19 protein-coding genes are annotated in these 23,661 nt (G+C 72.4%); 10 read left to right on the top strand and 9 right to left on the bottom strand.

Annotated elements, in window-relative coordinates; genetic code table 11:
- Window positions 1-12: 12 nt before the first annotated feature.
- From ACI2L3_RS19400 to ACI2L3_RS19380, 5 genes are all read right to left on the bottom strand, one after another.
- Entirely contained in the window at window positions 13-1,536 is a 1,524-nt protein-coding gene (locus ACI2L3_RS19400; protein WP_404753566.1) for a phytoene desaturase family protein, read from the bottom strand.
- A gap of 30 nt (window positions 1,537-1,566) precedes the next feature.
- Window positions 1,567-2,181: a DUF4126 domain-containing protein gene (locus tag ACI2L3_RS19395; protein WP_404753565.1), complete on the bottom strand. Its 615-nt coding sequence runs from the start codon at window positions 2,179-2,181 to the stop codon at window positions 1,567-1,569.
- Window positions 2,182-2,540: 359 nt separating this feature from the next.
- The gene (locus ACI2L3_RS19390) at window positions 2,541-3,161 is read right to left on the bottom strand and encodes a TetR/AcrR family transcriptional regulator (protein WP_404753564.1); all 621 of its coding nucleotides are present in this window, start codon (window positions 3,159-3,161) and stop codon (window positions 2,541-2,543) included.
- A 17-nt stretch (window positions 3,162-3,178) separates the two neighbouring features.
- The gene (locus tag ACI2L3_RS19385) at window positions 3,179-5,263 is read right to left on the bottom strand and encodes a YhgE/Pip family protein (protein ID WP_404753563.1); all 2,085 of its coding nucleotides are present in this window, start codon (window positions 5,261-5,263) and stop codon (window positions 3,179-3,181) included.
- Window positions 5,235-5,984, bottom strand: coding sequence for an ATP-binding cassette domain-containing protein (locus ACI2L3_RS19380; RefSeq protein ID WP_404753562.1), 750 nt, complete (start codon window positions 5,982-5,984; stop codon window positions 5,235-5,237). Before ACI2L3_RS19380 ends, ACI2L3_RS19385 begins: the two co-directional genes overlap by 29 nt.
- Before the next feature lie 171 nt (window positions 5,985-6,155).
- Here ACI2L3_RS19380 and ACI2L3_RS19375 point away from each other — a divergent pair, with 171 nt between their 5' ends.
- The 3 genes from ACI2L3_RS19375 (at window position 6,156) to ACI2L3_RS19365 (ending at window position 8,270) form a co-directional block, all read left to right on the top strand.
- The gene (locus tag ACI2L3_RS19375; protein ID WP_404753561.1) at window positions 6,156-6,704 is read left to right on the top strand and encodes an SAV_6107 family HEPN domain-containing protein; all 549 of its coding nucleotides are present in this window, start codon (window positions 6,156-6,158) and stop codon (window positions 6,702-6,704) included.
- 97 nt (window positions 6,705-6,801) lie between these two features.
- Window positions 6,802-7,584 carry a class I SAM-dependent methyltransferase gene (locus tag ACI2L3_RS19370; RefSeq protein WP_404753560.1) on the top strand — a complete coding sequence of 261 codons (783 nt, stop codon included), beginning with the start codon at window positions 6,802-6,804 and terminating at the stop codon, window positions 7,582-7,584.
- A gap of 275 nt (window positions 7,585-7,859) precedes the next feature.
- Window positions 7,860-8,270, top strand: coding sequence for a DUF3040 domain-containing protein (locus ACI2L3_RS19365; RefSeq protein WP_404753559.1), 411 nt, complete (start codon window positions 7,860-7,862; stop codon window positions 8,268-8,270).
- Window positions 8,271-8,521: 251 nt separating this feature from the next.
- Here the strand turns inward: ACI2L3_RS19365 and ACI2L3_RS19360 are convergent, their stop codons facing one another.
- The 4 genes from ACI2L3_RS19360 to ACI2L3_RS19345 form a co-directional block, all read right to left on the bottom strand.
- Window positions 8,522-10,948, bottom strand: a complete 2,427-nt coding sequence (locus ACI2L3_RS19360) for a DUF3488 and DUF4129 domain-containing transglutaminase family protein (RefSeq protein ID WP_404753558.1) — start codon at window positions 10,946-10,948, stop codon at window positions 8,522-8,524.
- Window positions 10,949-10,982: 34 nt separating this feature from the next.
- A complete protein-coding gene (locus ACI2L3_RS19355) occupies window positions 10,983-12,350 on the bottom strand; it encodes a DUF58 domain-containing protein (protein WP_404753557.1) in 1,368 nt (455 codons plus the stop codon).
- Entirely contained in the window at window positions 12,350-13,372 is a 1,023-nt protein-coding gene (locus ACI2L3_RS19350; RefSeq protein WP_404753556.1) for an AAA family ATPase, read from the bottom strand. Before ACI2L3_RS19350 ends, ACI2L3_RS19355 begins: the two co-directional genes overlap by 1 nt.
- A 221-nt stretch (window positions 13,373-13,593) precedes the next feature.
- On the bottom strand, window positions 13,594-14,151 hold the full coding sequence (locus ACI2L3_RS19345; RefSeq protein ID WP_404753555.1) for a beta-class carbonic anhydrase: 558 nt from the start codon (window positions 14,149-14,151) through the stop codon (window positions 13,594-13,596).
- A gap of 418 nt (window positions 14,152-14,569) precedes the next feature.
- Here ACI2L3_RS19345 and rsmH point away from each other — a divergent pair, with 418 nt between their 5' ends.
- Genes rsmH through murD form a run of 7 tightly spaced genes read left to right on the top strand, consistent with a single transcriptional unit; the run spans window position 14,570 to window position 23,651 of the window.
- On the top strand, window positions 14,570-15,529 hold the full coding sequence (rsmH, locus tag ACI2L3_RS19340) for a 16S rRNA (cytosine(1402)-N(4))-methyltransferase RsmH (RefSeq protein WP_404753554.1): 960 nt from the start codon (window positions 14,570-14,572) through the stop codon (window positions 15,527-15,529).
- Window positions 15,530-15,579: 50 nt separating this feature from the next.
- Complete coding sequence (locus ACI2L3_RS19335; RefSeq protein ID WP_404753553.1) at window positions 15,580-16,101, top strand: hypothetical protein; 522 nt, start codon at window positions 15,580-15,582, stop codon at window positions 16,099-16,101.
- A 5-nt stretch (window positions 16,102-16,106) separates the two neighbouring features.
- Window positions 16,107-18,071 carry a peptidoglycan D,D-transpeptidase FtsI family protein gene (locus tag ACI2L3_RS19330; protein WP_404753552.1) on the top strand — a complete coding sequence of 655 codons (1,965 nt, stop codon included), beginning with the start codon at window positions 16,107-16,109 and terminating at the stop codon, window positions 18,069-18,071.
- 19 nt (window positions 18,072-18,090) lie between these two features.
- Window positions 18,091-19,743 carry a UDP-N-acetylmuramoyl-L-alanyl-D-glutamate--2,6-diaminopimelate ligase gene (locus tag ACI2L3_RS19325; RefSeq protein ID WP_404753551.1) on the top strand — a complete coding sequence of 551 codons (1,653 nt, stop codon included), beginning with the start codon at window positions 18,091-18,093 and terminating at the stop codon, window positions 19,741-19,743.
- 4 nt (window positions 19,744-19,747) lie between these two features.
- Window positions 19,748-21,163 (top strand): UDP-N-acetylmuramoyl-tripeptide--D-alanyl-D-alanine ligase, encoded by a 1,416-nt coding sequence (gene murF / locus ACI2L3_RS19320; RefSeq protein WP_404753550.1) that lies wholly within the window; start codon window positions 19,748-19,750, stop codon window positions 21,161-21,163.
- The gene (gene mraY, locus ACI2L3_RS19315; RefSeq protein ID WP_125512299.1) at window positions 21,160-22,230 is read left to right on the top strand and encodes a phospho-N-acetylmuramoyl-pentapeptide-transferase; all 1,071 of its coding nucleotides are present in this window, start codon (window positions 21,160-21,162) and stop codon (window positions 22,228-22,230) included. The genes murF and mraY overlap by 4 nt, the downstream gene beginning before the upstream one ends.
- Window positions 22,212-23,651: a UDP-N-acetylmuramoyl-L-alanine--D-glutamate ligase gene (gene murD / locus ACI2L3_RS19310; protein ID WP_404753549.1), complete on the top strand. Its 1,440-nt coding sequence runs from the start codon at window positions 22,212-22,214 to the stop codon at window positions 23,649-23,651. The genes mraY and murD overlap by 19 nt, the downstream gene beginning before the upstream one ends.
- Window positions 23,652-23,661: the final 10 nt, after the last annotated feature.

Genomic DNA, 23,661 nt, shown 5'->3' with positions numbered 1-23,661 from the left:
GGGCCGCTCCGGTTACTGGGAGCCGCGGAACTCCGGTCCCTCGACGATCAGCCCCGCGACCAGCGTGCCCGACATGCCCGCGTGCGGCAGGCCGCCGCCGGGATGCGCCCAGCCGCCGACCGCGAAGAGCCCCGGCAGGCCGGTGCTGTTCGACGGGTGCAGGAACCGGCCGCCGGCCGCGGCGAGCGCCGGGGCCGGGACCGCGCCGCCGTCGGCGCCGGTGGCCTCGGCGATGTCGGCCGGGGTGCGGATCTCGTGCCAGAGGAGACGGTCGCGGAGGTCCGGGATGGCGCGCTCGGCGTGCGTGATCAGATTCTCGGCCTGCAGGGCGAATACGTCCCGTGAAGCCCAGTCGAGGTCGTCGCGGTACGCGGGCACCGTGGCTGTCAGAGTGACCGCCTCGTGCGCGTCGTTCGGGACCGATGCGGGGTCATCCGGTCGTATCACTGTGACCGTGGGACGTGCTGCCATGGCGAAGCCGTCGCCGAACAAGCAGTCCAGCTCCTCCGCGCGGTCCGCAGCGTGCACCACCGTCCGGAGCGGCGTGCCCTCGGGCCGCGCGCCGGACAGCGCGAGGAACACCGTCAGCCGGCTGGGCATACCCGAGCGCGCGGGGACGTCACCCGCCGCCCGCACACCCCTGCCGGGCAGCATCCCGTCCAGGAGTGCGGGGGCGACACCGGCGACCACGAAGTCCGCGTCCGCGACGGTGCCGTCCGCGAGCTCCACGCCCGCCGCCCGGCCGTCCTTCTCGACGATCCGTGTCACCGCCGCGCCGAACACGAACTCGACCCGCCGGGCCACGCACCGCTCGTACACCGCACGGGCCAGGGCGCGCATGCCGCCCCGCGCCGCCCAGGTGCCGAACGTCTGCTCCAGGTAGGGCAGGACGGCCGCGCTCGCCGGAGTCGTGCGGGGATCGAGGCCGTGCGCGAGGGCGAACTGCTCCAGGAGCGCGATCAGCCGCGGGTCGCCGCCCAGCTCGAGCTCGCCGACCTCGCTGAGCGTGACCGCCCGGCGCTCGCGGCGCAGCAGGCGCTTGAGCGGCACCGAGGGGTACGGCTCGCGGTCGGCGAGCACCTCCCAGTTCGGCCAGAGGGGCTCTTCCAGGAGGGGGCGGCGGGTGCGGTCCCAGGCCTCCCTGGCGCGGTTCATGAACGCCGACCAGCGTGCGCCCGCGCCGGCACCGAGGGCCGTGTCCAGGGCCTCGCCCACGCCCGCGCGCGAGGCGTTCGGCAGGTCCGCCGCGGTGCCGTCCGCGAAGACGTGCCGCACGGCGGGCTCCACCTGGGACAGCTCGACGCACTTCTCCAGGGGCTCCTTGCCCGTCTTGACGAACAGGTCGCGGTAGACCGCGGGGAGCTGGAGCAGTCCGGGGCCGGTGTCGAAGGCGAAGCCGTCCCGCTCGACGCGGCCGACCGCGCCGCCGTACGTCTCCCCGCGTTCGTACACCACCACCCGGTGGCCCGCGACGGCCAGCCGGGCGGCCGCCGTCATCGCGCCAAGACCTGCGCCGATCACCACAATCCTTGCCATGCCAGGGACTTTATCGGCCGCCACCGACAGTCAGGGCGGCGGTGGTCCGGTCCGCCCCGCAAGCCGCTTCTCCTCGCGCCGCTGCGCCCTGCGCCGCAGGAACCGCCGGATCCGCGAGACGAGGAAGAAGAGCAGGAACAGGCCGATCAGCAGAAGCACGGCCGCGATGACCGCGGCGGCCTCCGGGTAGAACATCGCGAAGCTGATGACGCCGCCGACGCCGAGGTCCTCGGCCGTGCTCATCACGACGTTGCTGAACGGCTCGGGCGAGGTGTTGATCGCCATCCGGGTGCCGGCCTTCACCGCGTGGCTGGCCAGCGCGGTCGTGCCGCCCACCGCGCCCGCCGCGAGGTCCGGCAGCGAGCCGCTCTGCCCCGCCAGGAGCGCCCCCACCACGGCGCCGGAGACCGGCCGGATCACGGTGTGCACCGTGTCCCAGACCGAATCGACGTACGGGATCTTGTCGGCGACGGCCTCGCACACGAAGAGCACACCGGCCGCGATCAGCACATCGGGCCGCTGCAGCGCCTCGGGGACCTCGTCACTGACCCCGGTCGCGCCGAAGACGCCGAGCAGCAGGACAACGGCGTACGCGTTGATCCCGCTCGCCCAGCCGCTGGTGAACACCAGGGGGAGTACGGACACGGACGTGATCGTAACCAGTCGGGGACGAAGTGGCCTGGGGATGAGTGCGTACGCCTGAGTATCCGTACCTAGTGGGTGAGATGAGTATCCGCGCGGATGGGGCCCCACCTGCGGAGACGGAAGAGTGTGGGGCACGGAGGAGGGCGCGGTGCCGGTACCGCCGACACGGGGCGGCGGAACGGTGCCGCGCCCTTGGCCGCTCCTCCCGCCGGCCCGGCGGGAGCGAGGTACGGGGGTGACTCGGGGGACGACCGAACGGGGGTCGCACGGGGGTCACGGGGGGACACGAAGAAAGCGCCGGTCCGGTGCCGCCCGGGAACGGGGGCACCGGACCGGCGCCGTTGTGTGTGGGGGACCGGCTACGCGCGCGTGCCGCCGACCCGGCCCTGCAGCAGCCGTGAGAGCGCCGCGTGCACGTCGTCCAGCGAGCGCTCCGGCTGGAAGGCCTGCCAGTCCAGCGCGGCCACCAGCACCATGCCGACGAGCGCGGCGGCCGTCAGCGGGATGTCGATCTCCTCGCTGAGCTCACCGTTCGCCACCCCCGCGCGCAGCACGTCCTCGACCACCGCGACGGCCTGCTGCCTGACCACGAGCAGCGTGGACTGCCAGGCCCGGTTGGTCCGCCACAGCTCGGCGACGTACAGCTGGGTGAAGGCCGGGTAGCGGTTGATGAAGACCAGGCCCGCGCGGATCATCGCGTCGAGGGCGTCGACCTTGCTGCCGCCGCTCCTGTCGGCCTCCTCGGCCGCCTCCTTCAGGGAGGCCGTGAGCAGGCCGACGCCGTGCCGCAGCAGCTCTTCGAAGAGGACCGATTTGCTCGCGAAGTTGTAGTAGACGGTGCCCTTCGCGACCCCGGCCCGTTCGGCGATCTCGTCGACCGTCGTGGCCGAGAAGCCCTGCTCCGCGATGAGGGTGACGGCGGCCTCGTAGAGCTTCTGCCGGGTGGCCTCACGGCGGGTGCTGCCTGCACTGCTGTCCATGGCCCTGATTCTCACACTCACAGGCTCAGCTCCGGGTGCAGCCGGTCCAGGGTCCACACCTGCTTGCGGCGCGCGGAGAGCGCCGTGAGCGCGAGAGCGCCCAGGGTGAAGGCGGACAGGACCGCGCAGCCCTCCCAGACGGGACCGAGGCCGCCGCCCGTGATGAGTCTCCGGAGAGCCTCGACGACGTAACTCATCGGCAGGAAGGGGTGGATCGCGCCGAAGAAGCCGGGGCTCGTCTGTACGGGGTACGTGCCGCCCGCCGATGTCAGCTGCAGCATCAGCGCGGCGAGGACGAGGATCCGCCCGGCCGCTCCGAAGCGGGCGTTGAGCCACTGCACGATCGCCGCGAAGCACGCGGTCACCAGGCAGAGGAAGCCCACCGTCCCGGCCGCCCGCGCCATCTCCAGGCCGAGCCCCCAGTGCAGCACCGAGAGCAGGGCCGCGGTCTGGAGCACGCCGAGGGCGGCCACCGGCAGCCAGCCCGCGAGCGCGATGCGCCAGGCGGAGGCGCCGGCCGCGAGCGCGCGCCGGTTGAGCGGCTGGATCAGCATGTACGCCACCATCGCGCCGACCCACAGGGACAGCGGGATGAAGTACGGCGCGAAGCCCGTGCCGTAGTTGGGCGCCTTGTGCATCGACTGGGAGGCGAGCCGCACTGGGTCGGACATGACTCCGGTGCGCTCGTCGCGGTCCTTCTTGCCGTAGTCCGGGATCTTCTTCACGCCGTCGTGCAGCCCTCCGGAGAGCTTCGCCGAGCCGTCGGCCAGCTTGAAGAGGCCGCCCTTGAGGTCGCCCGCGCCCGTCTCCAGCTTGCCGATGCCCGCGTCGAGGTCGTCGGCGCCCGTCTTGGCGGTGCCGAGGCCCGTGTGCAGCTTCTTGGCGCCCTTGGCGACCTTGCCCGCGCCCTTGTTGAGGTCGTTGATCCGGGTGACGGCGGTGTTCAGGTCCTCGTCGAGGTGCGGGGCGCGGTCGGCGAGCGCCTGGGACTTCTTCTGCAGCGTGGCCAGGTGCTTGTCGAGCTTTTTGACGTCGCTGTTCTGGTCCTTGATCACGGTGTTCATGTCGTCCGCGATGGTCGACACGTTCTCGGCGGCCTTCTTGGCCTTCTTGAACTCCGGGCAGCCGGGGTCGGGGACGGGTGCTGTCTCGCACTGCTTCTTATAGAAGTCGCCGATGATCCGGGAGCCGTCCCTCGCGCCCTCGGCCGCTCCGGGCGCGAGCTTCACCCAGTCGGCCAGGTTGCGGCGCATCGCCTTGGAGGAGTCGGCGACGAGCTGGGCGGTGTCTCCGATGGTCTTGCCGTTGTCCTTCAGGAAGGGCCGTACCTGGTCCGCCGTGCCGTTGACCTTGTCGGCGAGCTTCTGCGTGCCGTCCGCGACCTTCTTCGAGCCGTCCTCGAGTTCGCCCGCGCCGGTGTGGAGCTTCTTGACGCCGGCGGCCAGGTCACCGCTGCCGGTCCTGGCGTCCCCGAGGCCCTTGGCGAGGTCCTTGGAGCCCTTCTTCGCCTTCCCGATGCCGCTGTCCAGCTTGTCGGCGCCCTCGGCGGCCTTCTGCGTCTCTCCGTGGATGTCGGAGAACGAGACGAAGATCTTGTCGAGGAACGAGCGCGACGCCTTCGTGGACGCGGCGGAGCGCACCTCGGAGAAGACCGTCCGCGAGATCTGCCCGACGATGTAGTTGTTGGCGTCGTTCGTGCGGACGCGCAGGGCGCCCGTCTCCGGAGAGTCCCCCGAACTCGACGCGATGCGCTTGCTGAAGTCTCTGGGCATGGTCAGCGACAGGTAGTACGTCCCGTCCTCCACGCCCTCGCGCGCCTCGGCGTCGCTCACCTCGTGCCACTCGAAGGTCTTGCTGTCGCGCAGCCCCTCGACGATGTTGTCGCCCGCCGCGAGCTTCTTGCCCTGCGCGGTGGCTCCCTTGTCGTCGTTGACGAGCGCCACGGGAATGCGGTCGAGGTGGCCGTACGGATCCCAGAACGACCACAAGTAGAGGGCGCCGTACAGCAGCGGCAGCAGCAGGAGGGCGACCAGCGCCGCACGCGGCAGCTTCCCCCTGCCGAAGCGCCTGAGCTCAAGCGCGGCCAGCTTCGGCGAGCGCATCCGCCGTCTCCTTGTCGTTGTCGGTACGGACCACCACGGCGCCCTCCGGGGCCTCGCTGCACACCGCGACGACGGTCGTGCCGCGGTCCGTGAGGGACTTCAACATCGCCCAGGCCTCCGCCCGTTCGGCGTCCGAGAGCTTCAGGTCGGTGTCGTCGACGCCGAGCACGCGCGGGCGGCCGATCAGGGCCAGGGCCACGGAGAGCCGCAGGACCTCGAGCCGCTCCAGATCGCGTACGGAGGTCCGCCGCCCCTTCGGCAGCGTCTCCACGTCGAGCCCGGCGGCGGCCAGCGCGGCGTCGACGCGCAGCCGCATCTCCTCCCGCCGCTCGCCGCGGGGCCGCAGGAGCCCGCGCAGCGGGCCGCCGAACCGCCGCTCCAGGAGCGCCCGTTCGCGCAGGTGCTCGGCGACGGTCAGGGCCGGGTCGAGGTCGGTGACGCCGGGCACGGGGCCGAGCCCGCTGATCCGGCGCACCGCGGCCAGATGCCCGGGCAGCCGGAAGCGGCCCACGCACGCGTGGCCCTCGGTGGCGCGCATACGTCCCGTGAGCGCGAGCAGAAGACAGGTGCGGCCCGAACCCGACGGGCCCTCCAGCGCGATCAGCGACCCGGGCTCGGCTCTGATCCCGATGCCGCGGAACGCCCAGCCCCGCGGCCCCTGGAGCCCGAACTCCTCGGCGGTGACGGCGGCTCCGCGCGCGCCGTCGGTCGGACCGTCCACAGTCCCCCCTGCCCCTCCGTCGAACCGGTTTTTGAACTGACTGGTCAGTTCAAAAGTAAGCCCGAACCCTCGGTCCAGGCAAAGGCCCAGGTCAGAGCCGATTGTCAGTGGCGTACTCCACGATGGGCACATACGGCCACTGCGCCGTCACACGACGACAGGAGGTTCGTCATGGCCAGCACTTCCGCAGCAGCCGCCCACCGGCACCGCGCCGTCAGCCCTGCTCCCTCACTGACCGGCCCGGCGAGCGATGTCCACCCCGTCCTGCGCCGCGCGACCGCCCCGCCCGCCGCTCTCGAACTGCTCGCCCAGGCCCGCGCCGGCATCGACGAGGCCACCCGCCTCGACGCCCCGCACGAGCGCTACGCCACCGCACACCTCGCCGCCCTGCGCACCGCCGCCGCCGTCCTCGCCGCGCGCGGCCGCCCCGAGACGACACCGCGCCGCAGGCAGCGCATCCGCAGCGCCTGGGAAGTCCTCCCCGAAATAGCTCCCGAACTGACCGAGTGGAGTGCCCTGTTCGCCTCCGGCGCCGCCCGGCGGGCCCGCGCCGAGGCGGGCATAGCGGCCGCCGCCACCGCCCGCGACGCCGACGACCTGCTCCGCGACGTGGCGATGTTCCTGCGCATCGTCGAGCGGATGCTGGTCCTGCAGCCCGTCCTGCCCCAGCCCCGGCAGGAGCCGCAGGACGCGGTCCGGGAGCCGCCGGACGCGGGCTGACCGGCCCGTCCGCGCCTCGGGACGGGTGACAGGGGCACGCGGCGGCAGGCAATAGGGTGGGGGCGTTCGCACCCCACGCGCCGAGGAGTCAACTGCCGTGTCGGACCCGATGCGCCCCCGCGCTTCTCTTCGTACAGCAGTGGTCTGGGACGTCCTGAAGGACGCCCTCGACCGCCGCGTCGAGACCACCGGCAAGGAAGAGTCGCGCGCCGAACTCGACGTGCTCGACACCGGGGGCGGCAGCGGCAACTTCGCGGTGCCCGTCGCCCGCCTCGGCCACCGCGTCACCGTCGTCGACCCCAGTCCGAACGCGCTGTTCGCGCTGGAGCGCCGGGCCGCCGAGGCCGGCGTCGCCGACCGCGTGCGCGGCGTCCAGGGCGACGTGCTCGGCCTCTTCGACGTCGTCGAGCGCGGCGGCTTCGACGCGGTCCTGTGCCACGGCGTCCTGGAGTACGTGGACGACCCGGCCGAGGGCGTGCGCCTCGCCGTGGACGCGCTGCGCCCCTCCGGCATCCTCAGCCTGCTCGGCGCCGGCCTCGGCGGCGCCGTGCTCGCGCGGGCCCTCGCCGGGCACTTCACGGAGGCGCAGACCGCGCTCACCGACCCGGCGGGCCGCTGGGGCGCCGGTGACCCCGTGCCGCGCCGCTTCACCGCCGAGCAGCTCACAGAGCTGGTCGAGGCCGCGGGCGTGCGCGTCGACGCGGTGCACGGCGTCCGGGTCTTCGCCGACCTGGTCCCCGGCGTGCTCGTGGACACCGAGCCGGGCGCCCTGGAGGCCCTCCTCAAGCTGGAGGCCGCCGCCGCGGAGCTGCCCGCCTTCCACTCCGTGGCCACCCAGCTGCATGTGCTCGGCGAGGCGCGGGACACCGCCGGAGCCTGAGGCGCTCCGGTGGCCGACCGGCTGATCAGGGCCGCAGCCGCACATGGAGTACGCCACAGGCCCCCCGAACGGGCTACGGGCGCCGTATGATCGAGGCACACCGTTCTGCATGACGGTCCGGCCGCTGGGGAATGCACGCTTCAGCGAGCCGGAGCGGCGTGAAGGTCCGGTTTGGCGAAGTTGGCGCAGAGGGGCGGGTTTCACGGGGGCGATTCCCTGCCTATCCTGAAGGGGACCCCCGGTCGCCCCGGCGACTGCACGATGAGGAGGACTCCGTGCCGCTCTCGGAGCACGAGCAGCGCATGCTCGAGCAGATGGAGCGAGCGCTGTACGCCGAAGATCCCAAGTTCGCGACAGCGCTTGAGGGAAGCGGGCTGCGTACGTATACCCGGAAGCGGGTCTACCAAGCGGTCGCGGGCTTCCTGGTGGGTATCGCCCTTCTCATGGCCGGAATGGTCGCCCAGCAGATCTGGATCAGCGTGGTGGGGTTCCTCGTCATGCTGGGCTGCGCGGTGCTCGCCGTCACCGGTTGGCGCAAAGCGCCGAAGCCGGGCGAACAGCCTTCGGGCACGGCCGCCGCACCGGGCGGGGCCGCGGCCCCACGGCAGGCGAGGCAGCGCCGCTCCGTGATGGACCGCATCGAGCAGCGGTGGCAGCGCCGCCGCGACGAACAGGGCGGTCAGTGAGCCCAGCGGCTCAGGACTGACCCAACAGACGTAGTCATGTGTGAGGGGTGATCGCCCGACCGGGCGGTCACCCCTCACACATGTGTACGCACACGCCGCCGGGCCGACGCTGCCGGCGCAGCGCCGAGAACGCACCCCGGAACGCCGCCCTCACTGCTTCGCGGCCCGCTCCCACCAGCGCGTGCTGTACGCACGTGCCGCCGGGGCGGCGCTGCCGGCGCAGGGCCGAGAGCGCCACCCCAGGCGGGCCCTCAGCCCTGCTGCCCGGCCCTGCGCGGCAGCTTCCGTGCGAGCGTCGCCCACCGTTTCGCGGCTCGCTCGCGCCAGCGCGTGTTGAACGCCGTCCACCGGTCGGAGACCGTCCACACCACCCGCGCGGCCGAACGCGGCGCGAGCGTGATCCGCAGCCGGGTGAACCGGCCCACCGAGGCGTTCAGCCCCTCCCGTACCCGCCGCACGTCCTCGGCCAGTCCGGTTGCGGGGAGCGGGTGCGGGGCGTAGAGGACCTGCTCCACGGCGGCCGCCACCCGGTGGACGGCCTCCGCCGGCGCCGCGGTCAGCTGTCCGACCCGCACGATGCGTGCCGCGGCCTTCCGGGGTGTCTGGGACTCGTCCGGCGCGATGCCGTGGTCCCAGGCCGTATCGGTCACTTCGAGCCAGGCCGCCAGCGTCCGCGCCGTGGCCTCCGCCTCCGTACGGCCGCCGGAAGCCAGGCGGACGGTCCGCGTCCGGGTCCGCCACAGCAGCGGCAGCAGAGGCGCCCCGAGGACGAGCAGCGCCGCCAGACCGATGCCCACGATCAGCTTGACGGGCGGCCCTTCACCGCCGGAACCGGCCGCGACCTGCGGCGCGTCGCTCGCGCAGCCGCCCTGCTTCTTCATGTCGGGCGGGCAGCTGTCCGACGGGGAAGGCGCCGTGGACGGCTCGGAGGACTCGGTCGGCTCCGGGGAGTCCGGGTCGCTCGCGTCACCCGAGGGGACGTCCGAGCGGGTGTACTCGGGCACCGTGCCGCGGCTCGGCGTCGGCTCGAAACGGGTCCAGCCCACGCCCTCGAAGTACAGCTCGGGCCAGGCGTGCGCGTCGCGAAGGCCGACCGACATCGAGCCGTCGCCCCGCGCGGTGCCCGGCGTGAAGCCCACCGCGACCCGCGCCGGGATCCCCAGCGTCCGCGCCATGGAGGCCATCGCGAAGGAGAAGTGGACGCAGAAGCCCTCCTTCTGCTTCAGGAACCGCTCGATCGCGGAGGGCCCGCTGCCCGCCCGGACCTGGGTGTTGTACGTGAACCCGCCGTCCGAGGCGAAGTAGTCCTGGAGCTTGACCGCCTGCTCGTACGGGTTCGCGGCGCCCCTGGTGACCTGCCGGGCCCTCTCCCCGACGATCGCCGGGAGCGAGTCCGGCACGTCCGTGAACTCGCGCCGCAGTCCCTCGGGGGGCGCAGGCGCGGCCGCCAGCTGCTCGGCCGTGGGCTCCACGACCAGGCTCTTGACCGTGTACCGCGCGCCCCGCGTGGTCTGGCCCCGGTCACCGACGAGCGCCCGGCCCACCGGCTCGAACCGCCAGCGGCCGCCGATCTCCACCTGTCCGGCGGGGAAGGGCATGGGCAGCCAGTTCTGCGCGTAGCTCTCGGCGGCCGAGAGGTTGGTCTGGATCTCGGCCCTGCGGACGTCGGGGCTCAGGCCCTGGGGGTCCGGCAGCGGCGACGGCACGTCCTCGATGCGCCGGACGGTGGTCTTCCACGTCGTGCCGTCGAACTGGTCGAGCGAGACGATGCGCAGATACAGGTCGTCGGTCGCCTCGGCGTTCGTGCGGTACGAGAGGACCTCGCGGTCCTCCGGCTGGTTCAGGCTGTCCTGGAGCGCGACCAGCGGGTTGACGGCCGAGATCGTGCCGCCGCCGCCCGAGCCGCCGCCCCCCGGACCGCCGGAGCCGTCCAGGAGCCCACCGTCCAGGGCGGGCAGCGCGAGCGGCACCACCAGCGCGATGCCCAGGGCCACGGCCCCTATGCGCCGTCCCGTGCGGACCGGGGCGAGCGCCCCGCTGTCGCTCTCGAGCCCGCCGGAGACCCGGCCCGGCGCGCGCGCGGAGCCACCGAACACCCGGCCCCACTGCGAGAGCCGGTCCCGGCCCTCCGCCAGGAGCAGCAGCAGATAGCCGGCGGCGGCCAGCAGGAACCACAGCCATCCGGCGCCGCCGTCGGAGAGCCCCGCCGCGACCGAGTACAGGGCGAGCAGCGGAAGCCCGGCGGGGGCCGCGGTGCGGAACGTCACCGCGAGCGCGTCCACCGCGAGGCCGATCACCAGGACGCCGCCGACGAGCATCAGCCGGATGCCGTCGCTGAGCGGCGCCGGGATCATGTACTTGCTGACGTCGTTGCCGCCCGCCTCCAGGAGCAGGCCGAACCGCTGGAACACCTCGGGGCCCGGCACGATCCCCGCGAGCGCCTGCTCGCGGGCGAAGACCAGCGTCAGCAGGAACAGCGACACCAGTGCCTGCACCGCCACGGTCAGCGGCCTGGCCAGCGGCACCCGCCGGGCCAGCGCGCCCACCCCGCTCTGGAGGACGAGCAGGATCACCGCCTGCAAGAACCACGTCGCGGGATCGACGAGCGGCAGCAGGGAGCCCGACGCCATCAGCGTGGCGGCGGTGGCGCACACCGCGAGCCGCGCGCGTCCGCTCATGACCGTCCCCCCGCCGTCGTACGTATGTGGCCGCTCATGCCCATCCCCCGGTCGTCGTGCCCGCCGTGGGCGCGGGGCCCGCGCTCGTGCGGGCGTGGTCCGCCTGCCGCCACAGGTCCGCGAGGTCCGCCCCCGGCGGCACGGCGAGCGCCGTCCAGCCCGCCTCGCGGAGCATCCGCACGCGCGCGTCACCGGCCTCGGACGGCGGGGCACCCTGGCCCTGTGCCCAGGCCGCGCTGTCCAGGACGAAGGCGACCGCGGCGCCGCTGCGCTGGCGCATCTTGGCGACCACCGCCGCCTGGTCCTCCGCCAGATCGCCGAGGAAGGCGACGAGGAGGCCTTCGTTGCCGCCGCGCAGCACGTCGTAGGCGCGGGAGAGCCCGGCGCCGTCCGAGTGGTCGATCACCGCGAGGGTGTCCATCATGAGTCCGGCCGCGTCCGCCGACTCCTGGCCGGAGCCCGCGAAACCGTCCGAGCCCTCGCCCGGCACGGACATCCCCGTGTCGGTCAACAGGCGCACCGAGAAGCTCCGTTCGAGCATGTGGACCAGGGCGGACGCCGTGCCCGACACCGCCCATTCGAAGGCCGAGTCCGGCCCCGCGCCCCGGAAGCCGACGCCCCGGGTGTCCAGGAGCACCGTGCAGCGGGCCCGCTGCGGCTGCTCCTCGCGGCGCACCATCAGCTCTCCGTAGCGCGCGGTGGAGCGCCAGTGGACCCGGCGCAGGTCGTCGCCGTGCCGGTACCCGCGCGGGATGACGTCGTCCTCGCCGGCCAGCGCCAGCGAGCGGTTGCGCCCGTCGCCGTACCCCTTCGCCTCACCGGTGAGCCGCACCGGCGGCAGCGCCGTCACGCGCGGGATGACCGTCAGCATGTCGTACGTCGAGAAGGAGCGCGTCAGTTCGCACATCCCGAACGGGTCCGTCAGGCGCAGTTGCAGGGGCCCCAGCGGATAGCGGCCGCGCAGGTCGGAGCGGACCCGGTAGGACACCTCGCGCCGGCCGCCCGCCTCGACGCGGTCGAGCACGAAGCGGGGGCGCGGCCCGAGCACGTACGGCACCCGGTCCTGGAGCATCAGGAGCCCGGTGGGCAGCCGTGACACGTTGTCCATCCGCAGGTGGACGCGGGCCTCCGAACCGGCGGGCACGCGCGCGGGGGAGAGCCTGCGGCTGCCCGCGACGCGGTAGCGGGTGCGGAACAGGACGGTGGCGCAGACCAGCGGCAGCACGGCGAGCAGCAGCCCGACGCGCAGCAGGTCGCTCTGGCCCAGGACGTAGGCACAGACGGCGGCGGCGACACCGGCCGCCAGGAAGGAACGCCCGCGTGTGGTCAGTCCGGCGAGGGCCGTGCGCACCCCGCCCTTCTCGTCCTCGGCGGGGGCCGCCGGGCTCCCCCCGAGCGCCATCACAGCCTCCGGGCGCCGGGCGGCTGCTGGTTGAAGTAGGCACCGGTGCCTGGCGGTATGGCGGCGGGCACCGGGGTGCGCTGCAGGATCTCCAGGACGACGGCTTCTGCCGTACGCCGGTTCAACTGGGCCTGTGCCGTGGGCAGCAGGCGGTGCGCGAGGACGGCGACGGCCAGCGCCTGCACGTCGTCCGGCAGGGCGAACTCGCGGCCGCTGAGCGCGGCGGAGGCCTTGGCGGCGCGCAGCAGGTGCAGCGTCGCGCGCGGGGACGCCCCGAGTCTGAGGTCCGGGTGGTTGCGGGTCGCGCCGACCAGGTCCACCGCGTACCGCCGCACGGGGTCGGCCACGTGGACCGTGCGCACGGCGTCGATGAGCTTCACGATGTCGTGTGCGTGCGCCACCGGCTGGAGGTCGTCCAGGGGCGAGACGCCGCCGTGGATGTCGAGCATCTGGAGCTCGGCCTCGGGTCCCGGATAGCCGATCGAGACGCGCGCCATGAAGCGGTCGCGCTGGGCCTCGGGCAGCGGGTAGGTGCCCTCCATCTCGACGGGGTTCTGGGTGGCCACGACCATGAACGGGCTGGGCAGTTCGTAGGTCTGCCCGTCGATGGTGACCTGGCGCTCCTCCATGGACTCCAGGAGCGCGGACTGCGTCTTCGGAGACGCGCGGTTGATCTCGTCGCCGATCACGATCTGCGCGAAGATCGCCCCCGGCTTGAACTCGAAGTCCCTGCGCTGCTGGTCGAATATGGACACGCCGGTGATGTCCGAAGGCAGCAGGTCCGGTGTGAACTGGATCCTGCGCACGGAGCAGTCGATGGACCGCGCCAGTGCCTTGGCGAGCATGGTCTTGCCCACGCCCGGCACATCCTCGATCAGCAGGTGCCCCTCCGCCAGGAGCACGGTCAGCGAAAGCCGTACGACCTCTGGCTTGCCCTCGATCACACTCTCCACCGACCTGCGGACACGCTCCGCTGTGGTGGTCAGATCTGTGAGGCTCGCTCGATCGTCATAGGTCGTCACCCGGCCCTCCTCGGCCCTTCCCCAAGCTCCCAAGGAGCAGGGGATACCCCATTCGGACCGCCACTCAAGCGTGCGGCCCGGTACACCCCGAATTCACGGGCGTCACACATGAATGGTTCTGCGTGACGCCACCCCCCGCATTGTTGTTGGGCATACCGGGTCGTGTCACTCGCCTGTGGATAACTGGCGCCGATTTGTCGGGTCTTACGATGCTTTGTCAGTCAGGCGGGATCGATCTCCCGCAGCAGCCCCGTCTTCACGTCGAAGACGAACCCCCGGATGTCGTCGGTGTGCAGCAGGAACGGCGAGGTCCGCACCCGCTCCATCGACTGCCGCACGTCCTGCTCGACGTCGCGGAAGGACTCGACGGCCCACGTCGGGCGCTGTCCGACCTCGTTCTCCAGGTCCTGCCGGAACTCCTCGGTGAGGGACTCCAGGCCGCACCCGGTGTGGTGGATGAGCACCACGCTGCGGGTGCCGAGCGCGCGCTGGCTGATGGTCAGGGAGCGGATGACGTCGTCGGTGACCACGCCGCCCGCGTTGCGGATGGTGTGACAGTCGCCCAGCTCGAGGCCGAGCGCCTCGTGCAGGTCGAGACGGGCGTCCATGCACGCGACGACGGCGACGCCCAGGACGGGGCGGGCGTCCATGCCGGGGTCGGTGAACTGGGCCGCGTACTTGGCGTTCGCGTCCACGAGACGGTCGGTGACCGTACCGACGGCTATGTCGCCGATGGGCTCAGCGGGGGTGTTGTCCGAGGAGGCTGCGGAAGTCGACATGGCTACGACGTTAATGCTCGTTGATCGTCGGGGCCCGCTGTGAGGAGGGACAAAGAACGCCAAAAACTCTTGTTGTGAGCTAACCCACAGGCCGGTCGGGGTACGCCCGAACGGGTGACGCGGCGGGATGGGCACCCTTGTCCGGGCCGGTCCGCGACGCGCAGGCCGGTTGATTGACCGGGAGACACGGTGGACTAAAGTGACGCGAAGCGGGAGACGTGACCTGCTCCCTGCTGGACCGCACATCCCGGGGATTCCCAGAATCCCCCCACGTGCGCGGCGCGTACGTACGGCTCGGCCTCCTCCCGCTCCCGGTCGGCTGACGCCACTTCCCCGGCGCCAGCAGTCCATTCCCCTTCACGGAGCGGGTGGGGACCCGGCGGTGCGTGCGCTGACCGCGCCGACCTGAGAGGGCCCCTTGAGCGACAACAGCCGACACGTCCCGGTGATGCTCCAGCGGTGCCTGGACATGCTGGCCCCCGCGCTCGCCGAGCCGGGCGCCGTCGTCGTCGACTGCACCCTCGGACTCGGCGGCCACAGCGAGGCCCTCCTCGCCACCTTCCCGGCCGCCCGTCTCGTCGCCCTGGACCGCGACAAGGAAGCGCTGCGCCTGTCCGGTGAGCGGCTCGCCCCCTACGGCGACCGGGCCACCCTGGTGCACGCGGTCTACGACGAACTCCCCGACGTGCTCGACCGCCTCGGCATCCCCCGCGTCCAGGGCGTCCTCTTCGACCTCGGCGTCTCCTCCATGCAGCTCGACGAGGCCGACCGCGGCTTCGCGTACGCCCAGGACGCCCCCCTCGACATGCGCATGGACCAGACGACCGGCATCAGCGCGGCCGAGGTCCTCAACACGTACGCACCGGGTGAACTGGTGCGGATCCTGCGCCAGTACGGCGAGGAGAAGCAGGCCAAGCGCATCGTCGGCGCCGTCGTCCGCGAGCGCGAGAAGGAGCCGTTCACCAACAGCGCGCGGCTCGTCGAGCTGATCCGTGACTCGCTGCCGCAGGCGGCCAAGCGCACCGGCGGCAACCCCGCCAAGCGCACCTTCCAGGCCCTGCGCATCGAGGTCAACGGCGAGCTGAGCGTGCTTGAACGGGCCATCCCGGCGGCCGTGAAGACGCTCGCCGTCGGCGGCCGGATCGCCGTCCTCTCGTACCACTCGCTGGAGGACCGCCTGGTGAAGCAGGTCTTCGCGGCCGGCGCCGCGACGACCGCGCCGCCCGGCCTGCCCGTCGTCCCCGAGCGCTACCAGCCGCGGCTCAAGCTTCTGACGCGCGGCGCCGAACTTCCCACAGAGGAAGAGGTCGCCGAGAACCGCAGGGCGGCCCCGGCCCGGCTGCGGGGCGCCCAGCGCGTACGCGAAGACGTCCGCTGAGCAGCACCCGCTGATCAGAGTCCGCTGATCAGAGTCCGCGAGGAGGCTCCATGAGCAAGAAGCCCGAGTTGCGGGGGCGGGCCGCCCGCCTCGCGCGGCTGCTGCCCCAGGGCCCGAGCCAGGCCGCGCGCACCCCCTTCGTCCTCCTCGTCGTGCTGCTCCTCGGCGGCGGCCTGATCGCGCTGCTCATCCTGAACTCCTCCCTCAACGAAGGCTCGTTCCAGCTGAGCGAGCTGAAGAAGGAGACCAAGGACCTCACCGAGGAGGAGCAGGAGCTCCAGCGCGACGTGGACGGCTATGCCGCCCCCGACGCCCTCCAGCGCCGCGCCCGCGAGCTCGGCATGGTCCCCGGCGGCGACCCGGCCTTCCTGAACCCCGACGGGACCGTGCGCGGCGTGCCCCGCACCGCCGCCCGGCCCTCCGCGCTGCAGTACCCCGCGCCGCGTCCGCAGGAGGTGGCGTCCCCCGCGGCCACCGTCTCCGTCCCGGTCGCGCCCCCGCCGTCCGCCCCCGCCCCGGCCGCCCCGCCGCCGCCCGCGCAGCCCAGCCCCCCGACGACCTCCGGCAGGTGACGCAAGTGTCCGACAGGGAACCCCCGCGGCGCCGGGTGCCAGGACCCGCGAAGCCCGCCCGCCCCGCCAGGCCGTCCGCCCCGCGCCGCCCCGCGCAGGGCCGTCGCCCCGCCGCCCGCCGCCCCGCCGCCAAGGGCAAGGGCAAGGCCCGCACCATCCGCCTGGGCAGCCCCCGGCCGCGCCTGCGCATGGTCAGCCTCGGCCTGACGCTGGTGATGCTCGCCTTCGTCGTACGGCTGCTCCAGGTGCAGGCCGTCGACGCGAGCGCGTACGCCGCGAAGGCGGAGAAGAACCGCTACTTCACCCACACCCTGGCCGCCGAGCGCGGGCGCATCACCGACCGCGCCGGCGTCGAACTCGCCGCCAGCGTGGACGCGTACGACATCACCGCGGACCCCACGCTCTTCACGCCGAAGGAGATGAAGACCGACGACGCGCCCGAGCAGGCGGCCGCGCTGCTGGCCCCGATCCTCGACAAGGACGTCGCCGAGCTCACCAAGAAGCTCAAGACCCCCAAGACGCGCTACGTCCTGCTCGCCCGCCGCCAGAGCCCCCAGGTCTGGAAGCAGATCAAGGACCTGCGCGGCGCGCTCGCCGAGAAGGCGGGCACCGACCCGGCGTCGCCGAACGTGCTGGCCGGCGTCCTCGCCGACCCCAGCAGCAAGCGGGTCTACCCCAACGACGACCTGGGCGCCGGGATACTGGGCTGGGTCAACTCCGACGGCAAGGGCGCGGGCGGCCTGGAGGCCCAGCTCGACAAGAAGCTGGCCGGCGAGGACGGCAAGGTCCGCTACGCCCAGTCCGGCGGCCGCCAGGTGCCGACCGCGGGCTCCACGGAGACGCCCGCCGTGCCCGGCTCCGACGTCGAGCTCACCATCGACCGCGACATCCAGTGGGCCGCGCAGAACGCCATCAGCGAGCAGGTCAGGAAGTCCCAGGCCGACCGCGGCTACGTGATAGTGCAGGACACGCGGACCGGCGAGGTCCTCGCGATGGCCAACGCCCCCGGCTTCGACCCGAACGACCTCTCGCAGGCCGACGGCACCGCCCTCGGCAACGCCGCGCTCCAGGACGCCTTCGAGCCCGGCTCCACCGCCAAGGTCATGTCGATGGCCGCCGTGCTCGAGGAGAACGCGGCCACGCCCGGCACCCATGTGACGGTGCCCAACCGGCTGCACCGCGGCGACCGCCTCTTCCAGGACGACATCGACCACCCGACCTGGCACCTGACGCTCAACGGAGTGCTCGCCAAGTCCTCCAACATCGGCACGATCCTCGCCACCGGAGAGCTCGGCAGGACGCAGAAGGAGGTCAACCGGGTCCTCTACTCGTACCTGCGGAAGTTCGGCCTCGGCAAGGAGACCGGGCTCGGCTTCCCCGGCGAGACCTCCGGCATCCTCGCGCCCGCCGACAAGTGGTCCACCTCGCAGCAGTTCACGATCCCGTTCGGCCAGGGCGTCTCGATCAACGCCATGCAGGCCGCCTCCGTCTACTCGACCATCGCCAACGACGGCGTACGCATCGAACCCACCCTGGTGCGCGGCACCAAGGGCCCCGACGGCCGCTTCACGCCGGCGCCGAAGCCCAAGAAGACCCGGGTCGTCAGTGCGAAGACGGCGAAGACCGTCTCGCAGATGCTCGAGTCCGTCGTCGACGACGAAGAGGGCACCGGCACCAAGGCCCGCATCCCCGGCTACCGCGTCGCGGGCAAGACCGGTACGGCCAACCGGGTCGACCCGGCGACCGGCCGCTACAAGGGCTACACCTCGTCGTTCGCCGGTTTCGCGCCCGCCGACAAGCCGCGCGTCACGGTCTACTGCGCGATCCAGAACGCCACCAAGGGCAGCTACTTCGGCGGCCAGATCTGCGGCCCCATCTACAAGGAAGTCATGGAGTTCGCCCTCAAGACGCTCCAAGTACCGCCCACCGGAAGCGGCCCGGCCCGCCTGCCGGTGACCTTCAAGCCCTGAGACCCACCAGGAACAGCTCGTGACAACGATCACCCCGGACCCGGGGAACCACCCGGCGCCGCGCCCCTCACTTCGCCCCGCGGGGGGTACGCCCGGTACGCTCACCGCCGTGCCACACGCTGATCAGTCCCAAACCACCCAGAAGGGCGTTCCCGTGACATATCCGGGACCGCCGCGGCCGGCCGAGGTCTCCCCGGCCTCGCTGACGGAGCTCGCGGGCCAGCTGGGCGTCGCCGACCCGGGCAGTGCGCGGATCACGGGTATCACGCACGACTCGCGTGCCGTGCGGCCCGGCGACATCTACGCCGCGCTGCCCGGCGCCCGGCTGCACGGTGCCGACTTCGTCGCGCAGGCCGCCGACCTCGGTGCCGCCGCGGTGCTCACCGACCCGACCGGCGCCGAACGCGCGGCCGCGACCGGCCTGCCGGTGCTCGTCGTCGACGACCCGCGCGGCAGCATGGGCGAGCTGGCGGCGACGGTCTACGGCCACCCCGGCCGCGACCTGCTGCAGATCGGCATCACCGGCACCTCCGGGAAGACCACCACCGCGTACCTCATCGAGGGCGGCCTCAAGGGCGTCCGCTCGACCGGCCTCATCGGCACGGTGGAGATGCGCATCGGCGACGAGCGCATCAAGTCGGAGCGCACGACCCCCGAAGCCACCGACCTCCAGGCGCTGTTCGCGGTGATGCGCGAGCGCGGCGTCGAGGCGGTCGCCATGGAGGTCTCCAGCCACGCGCTGGTGCTCGGGCGGGTGGACGGCTGCGTCTTCGACGTCGCCGTCTTCAACAACCTCAGCCCGGAGCACATGGAGTTCCACTCCGGCATGGAGGACTACTTCCAGGCCAAGGCCCAGCTGTTCACCAAACACCGCTCGCGCCTCGGAGTGGTCAACTTCGACGACGAGTACGGGCGCCGGCTCATCACCGAGTCGGAAGTGCCCGTCACCACCTTCTCCGCCGAGGGCCACCCGGACGCCGACTGGCGCGCCGAGGACGTCGTGGTCGGACCGCTCGACTCGACGTTCGTCGCGGTCGGCCCCGACGGCGAGCGGATCAACGCCAAGTCGCCGCTCGCAGGACCCTTCAACGTCGCCAACACCCTCGCCGCGATCGTCTCGCTGGCCGTCGCGGGCATCGACCCGCAGCAGGCCGCCGACGGCATCGGCGCGGTGCCGGGCGTCCCCGGCCGCCTGGAGCGCGTCGACGCGGGCCAGCCCTACCTCGCCGTCGTCGACTACGCCCACAAGACGGACGCCGTCGAATCGGTCCTGCGCGCGCTGCGCAAGGTCACCGAGGGCAAGCTGCACATCGTGCTCGGCTGCGGCGGCGACCGCGACAAGACCAAGCGGATGCCGATGGGCGCGGCCGCGGCCCGCCTCGCCGACACCGCCGTACTGACCTCCGACAACCCCCGTGGCGAGGACCCCCTCGCGATCCTCGCCACGATGCTCGCCGGCGCCGCCGAGGTACCGGCCCACGAGCGCGGCGACGTCGCCGTGTTCGAGGACCGCGCGGCCGCCATCCGCGCGGCCGTCGTCCGCGCGCGGCCGGGTGACACCGTCCTCGTCGCGGGCAAGGGCCACGAGCAGGGGCAGGACATCGCCGGGGTGGTGCGTCCCTTCGACGACCGCCAGGTGCTTCGCGAAGCTATCCAGCAAACCCAGGGATGAAGTTGTGATCGCCCTCTCCCTCGCCGAGATCGCCAGCGTCGTCGGCGGGCAGACGTACGACATACCGGATCCGGCCGTCCAGGTCACCGGACCCGTCGTCCGGGACTCCCGTGAGGTGGAGCCCGGCAGCCTCTTCGTCGCCTTCGTCGGCGAGCGCGTCGACGGCCACGACTACGCGGCGGACGTCGTCGCGGCAGGCGCCGCGGCCGTCCTCGCCTCGCGGCCCGTCGGCGTGCCCGCCATCGTCGTCGACGACGTGCAGGCGGCGCTCGGCGCCCTCGCCCGGCACGTCGTGGAGCGACTCGGCGCGACCCTCGTGGCGCTGACAGGCTCCGTCGGCAAGACCAGCTCCAAGGACCTCCTCGCGCAGGTCCTCCGGCGCCACGCGCCCACCGTCTGGACGCCGGGCTCGCTGAACAACGAGATCGGCCTGCCGCTCACCGCGCTCAGCGCCACCGACGAGACGCGCTTCCTCGTCCTGGAGATGGGAGCGCGCGGAATCGGCCATATCCGGTACCTCACCGGGCTCACGCCGCCGAAGATCGGCCTCGTCCTGAACGTCGGAACCGCCCACATCGGCGAGTTCGGCGGACGCGAGCAGATCGCACAAGCGAAGGGTGAGCTCGTCGAGTCGCTGCCCGCGGACGGCGCCGCGGTCCTCAACGCCGACGACCCGCTCGTCCGCGCGATGGCGTCGCGCACGAAGGCGCGGGTGCTCCTCTTCGGAGAGGCCGAGGACGCCGACGTACGCGCGGAGAATGTCCGGCTCACAGGTAACGGACAGCCTGCTTTTACGCTGCACACACCCTCCGGGTGCAGCGACGTGACCTTGCGGCTGTACGGTGAGCACCACGTGTCGAACGCGCTTGCCGCGGCCGCCGTCGCCCATGAGCTGGGCATGTCCGTGGACGAGATCGCCCTCGCGCTCTCCGAGGCGGGCACGCTGTCCCGCTGGCGGATGGAGGTCACCGAGCGCCCGGACGGCGTGACGGTCGTCAACGACGCCTACAACGCGAACCCCGAGTCCATGCGAGCCGCCCTGCGCGCGCTCGCGGCCATGGGCAAGGGGCGTCGTACGTGGGCGGTGCTCGGTCAGATGGCCGAGCTCGGGGACGAGGGTCTCGCCGAGCACGACGCGGTCGGACGACTTGCCGTCCGGCTCAACGTGAGCAAGCTCGTGGCAGTCGGGGGCAGGGAAGCGTCCTGGCTCCAACTGGGCGCATACAACGAGGGTTCGTGGGGTGAGGAGTCGGTGCACGTGTCCGACGCACAGGCGGCGGTCGACCTGCTGCGCAGCGAGCTGCGCGCGGGAGACGTCGTGCTGGTGAAGGCGTCCAGATCGGTCGGTCTCGAGCGGGTCGCCACGGCGCTGCTCGACGACACCGCGGTGTCTTCTGAGGGGCAGGTCTCCGGCCGATGAGGCAGATCCTCTTCGCGGGTGTGATCGGGCTCTTCCTGACCCTGGTCGGCACCCCCCTGCTGATCAAGCTGCTTGCCCGCAAGGGCTACGGCCAGTTCATCCGGGACGACGGCCCGCGCGAGCACCACAGCAAGCGCGGTACGCCGACCATGGGCGGTATCGCCTTCATCCTGGCCACGCTCATCGCGTACTTCCTCACGAAGGTCATCACCGGCACGGAGACCACGCTCTCCGGCCTGCTGGTGCTCTTCCTGATGGCGGGCATGGGCCTCGTCGGCTTCCTCGACGACTACATCAAGATCGTCAAGCAGCGTTCGCTCGGTCTGCGCGCCAAGGCGAAGATGGCCGGCCAGCTGATCGTCGGCATCGGCTTCGCCGTGCTCGCGCTGAACTGGCCGGACAACCGCAACCAGACCCCGGCCTCCACCAAGCTGTCGTTCGTCACGGACTTCGGCTGGTCGATCGGCCCGGTCCTGTTCGTGGTCTGGGCGCTGTTCATGATCCTCGCGATGTCGAACGGCGTGAACCTCACCGACGGTCTGGACGGCCTCGCCACCGGCGCCTCCGTGATGGTCTTCGGCGCCTACACCTTCATCGGTGTCTGGCAGTACCAGGAGTCCTGCGCCAACGCGACGACGCTGACCAACCCGCAGGCGTGCTTCGAGGTCAGGGACCCGCTCGACCTCGCCGTGGTGGCCTCCGCACTGATGGGCGCCTGCTTCGGCTTCCTGTGGTGGAACACCTCGCCCGCCAAGATCTTCATGGGCGACACCGGCTCGCTCGCCCTCGGCGGCGCGCTCGCGGGCCTCGCGATCTGCTCCCGCACGGAGCTGCTCCTCGCGCTGCTCGGCGGCCTCTTCGTCCTGATCACCATGTCGGTCGTCATCCAGGTCGGCTCGTTCCGGATGACCGGTAAGCGGGTCTTCCGGATGGCGCCACTCCAGCACCACTTCGAACTCAAGGGGTGGTCCGAGGTCCTTGTCGTGGTCCGCTTCTGGATCATCCAGGGCATGTGCGTGATCGTCGGCCTCGGTCTCTTCTACGCGGGATGGGCAGCCGAAAAGTGACCTCTGTGTCCGACTGGCAGGGCAGGAACATCACCGTCGCCGGTCTCGGCGTGAGCGGCGTCAGCGCCGCCCGCGCCCTGGCCGGCCTCGGCGCGACGGTCACCGTCGTGGACGGCGGCTCCGGAGACGCGCACCGGGAACGTGCGGCCTCGCTGGAGAGCGAGGGCATCTCCGTACGCCTGGGAGACGCCGAGAGCCTGCCGCCCGGCACGGACCTCGTCGTCACCTCGCCGGGCTGGAAGCCGTCGTCGCCGCTGTTCGCCGCGGCCGCCGAGGCGGGCGTGGACGTCGTCGGCGACGTCGAGATCGCCTGGCGGCTGCGCGGCCCCGACGCGGCCCCCTGGCTGGCCGTCACGGGCACCAACGGCAAGACCACGACCACGCAGATGCTCGCCTCGATCCTGACGGCGGCGGGCCTGCGCACGGCCGCCGTCGGCAACATCGGCACCCCGATCGTGGACGTGGTCCTCGAGGGCGACGACGCGTACGACGTCTTCGCCGTCGAGCTCTCCTCGTACCAGCTGCACTGGGCGCCCTCGCTGCGCGCCCACTCCGCGGCCGTCCTCAACCTCGCGCCGGACCACCTGGACTGGCACGGCTCCATGGAGGCGTACGCCGCCGACAAGGGCCGCATCTACGAGGGCAACCGGATCGCCTGCGTCTACAACGTCGCGGACAAGGCGACCGAGGACCTCGTCCGCGAGGCCGACGTCGAAGAGGGCTGCCGCGCCATCGGTTTCACGCTGAACGCGCCCGCGCCCTCGCAACTGGGCGTCGTCGACGGCATCCTGGTCGACCGTGCCTTCGTGCCGGACCGCCAGAAGCAGGCCCAGGAGCTCGCCGAGATCTCCGACGTCCAGCCGCCCGCGCCGCACAACATCGCCAACGCGCTGGCCGCGGCGGCCCTCGCGCGCGCCTTCGGCGTGCGGGCGACGGCCGTACGGGACGGGCTGCGCGCCTTCCGCCCGGACGCCCACCGCATCGAACACGTCGCCGACGTCGAGGGCGTCGCGTACGTCGACGACTCCAAGGCCACCAACACCCACGCCGCTCAGGCGTCGTTGGCGGCGTACGAGTCGATCGTCTGGATCGCCGGCGGGCTCGCCAAGGGCGCCACCTTCGACGAGCTCGTCGCGGGCGCCGCGAAGCGGCTGCGGGGTGCCGTCCTCATCGGCGCCGACCGCGAGCTGATCCGCGAAGCCCTCGCGCGACACGCCCCCGAGGTCCCGGTCGTCGACCTCGACCGGACCGACACTGGGGCGATGTCCGAGGCGGTACGGCGGGCGGCCGAGCTGGCTCAGCCGGGGGACACCGTGCTGATGGCTCCGGCCTGTGCGTCGATGGACATGTTCACCAACTACAACAAGCGTGGTGAAGCGTTCGCGGACGCCGTCCGCGGACTCGGCCCCACGCGCGCCTGACCGGCTCTCT

Origin of the sequence: Streptomyces sp. NPDC029674 (assembly GCF_044903205.1) — a bacterium.
GTDB lineage: Bacteria > Actinomycetota > Actinomycetes > Streptomycetales > Streptomycetaceae > Streptomyces.
Note: the sequence above shows the minus strand (reverse complement) of the source record. Positions and strands in the feature narration are given on the sequence as shown.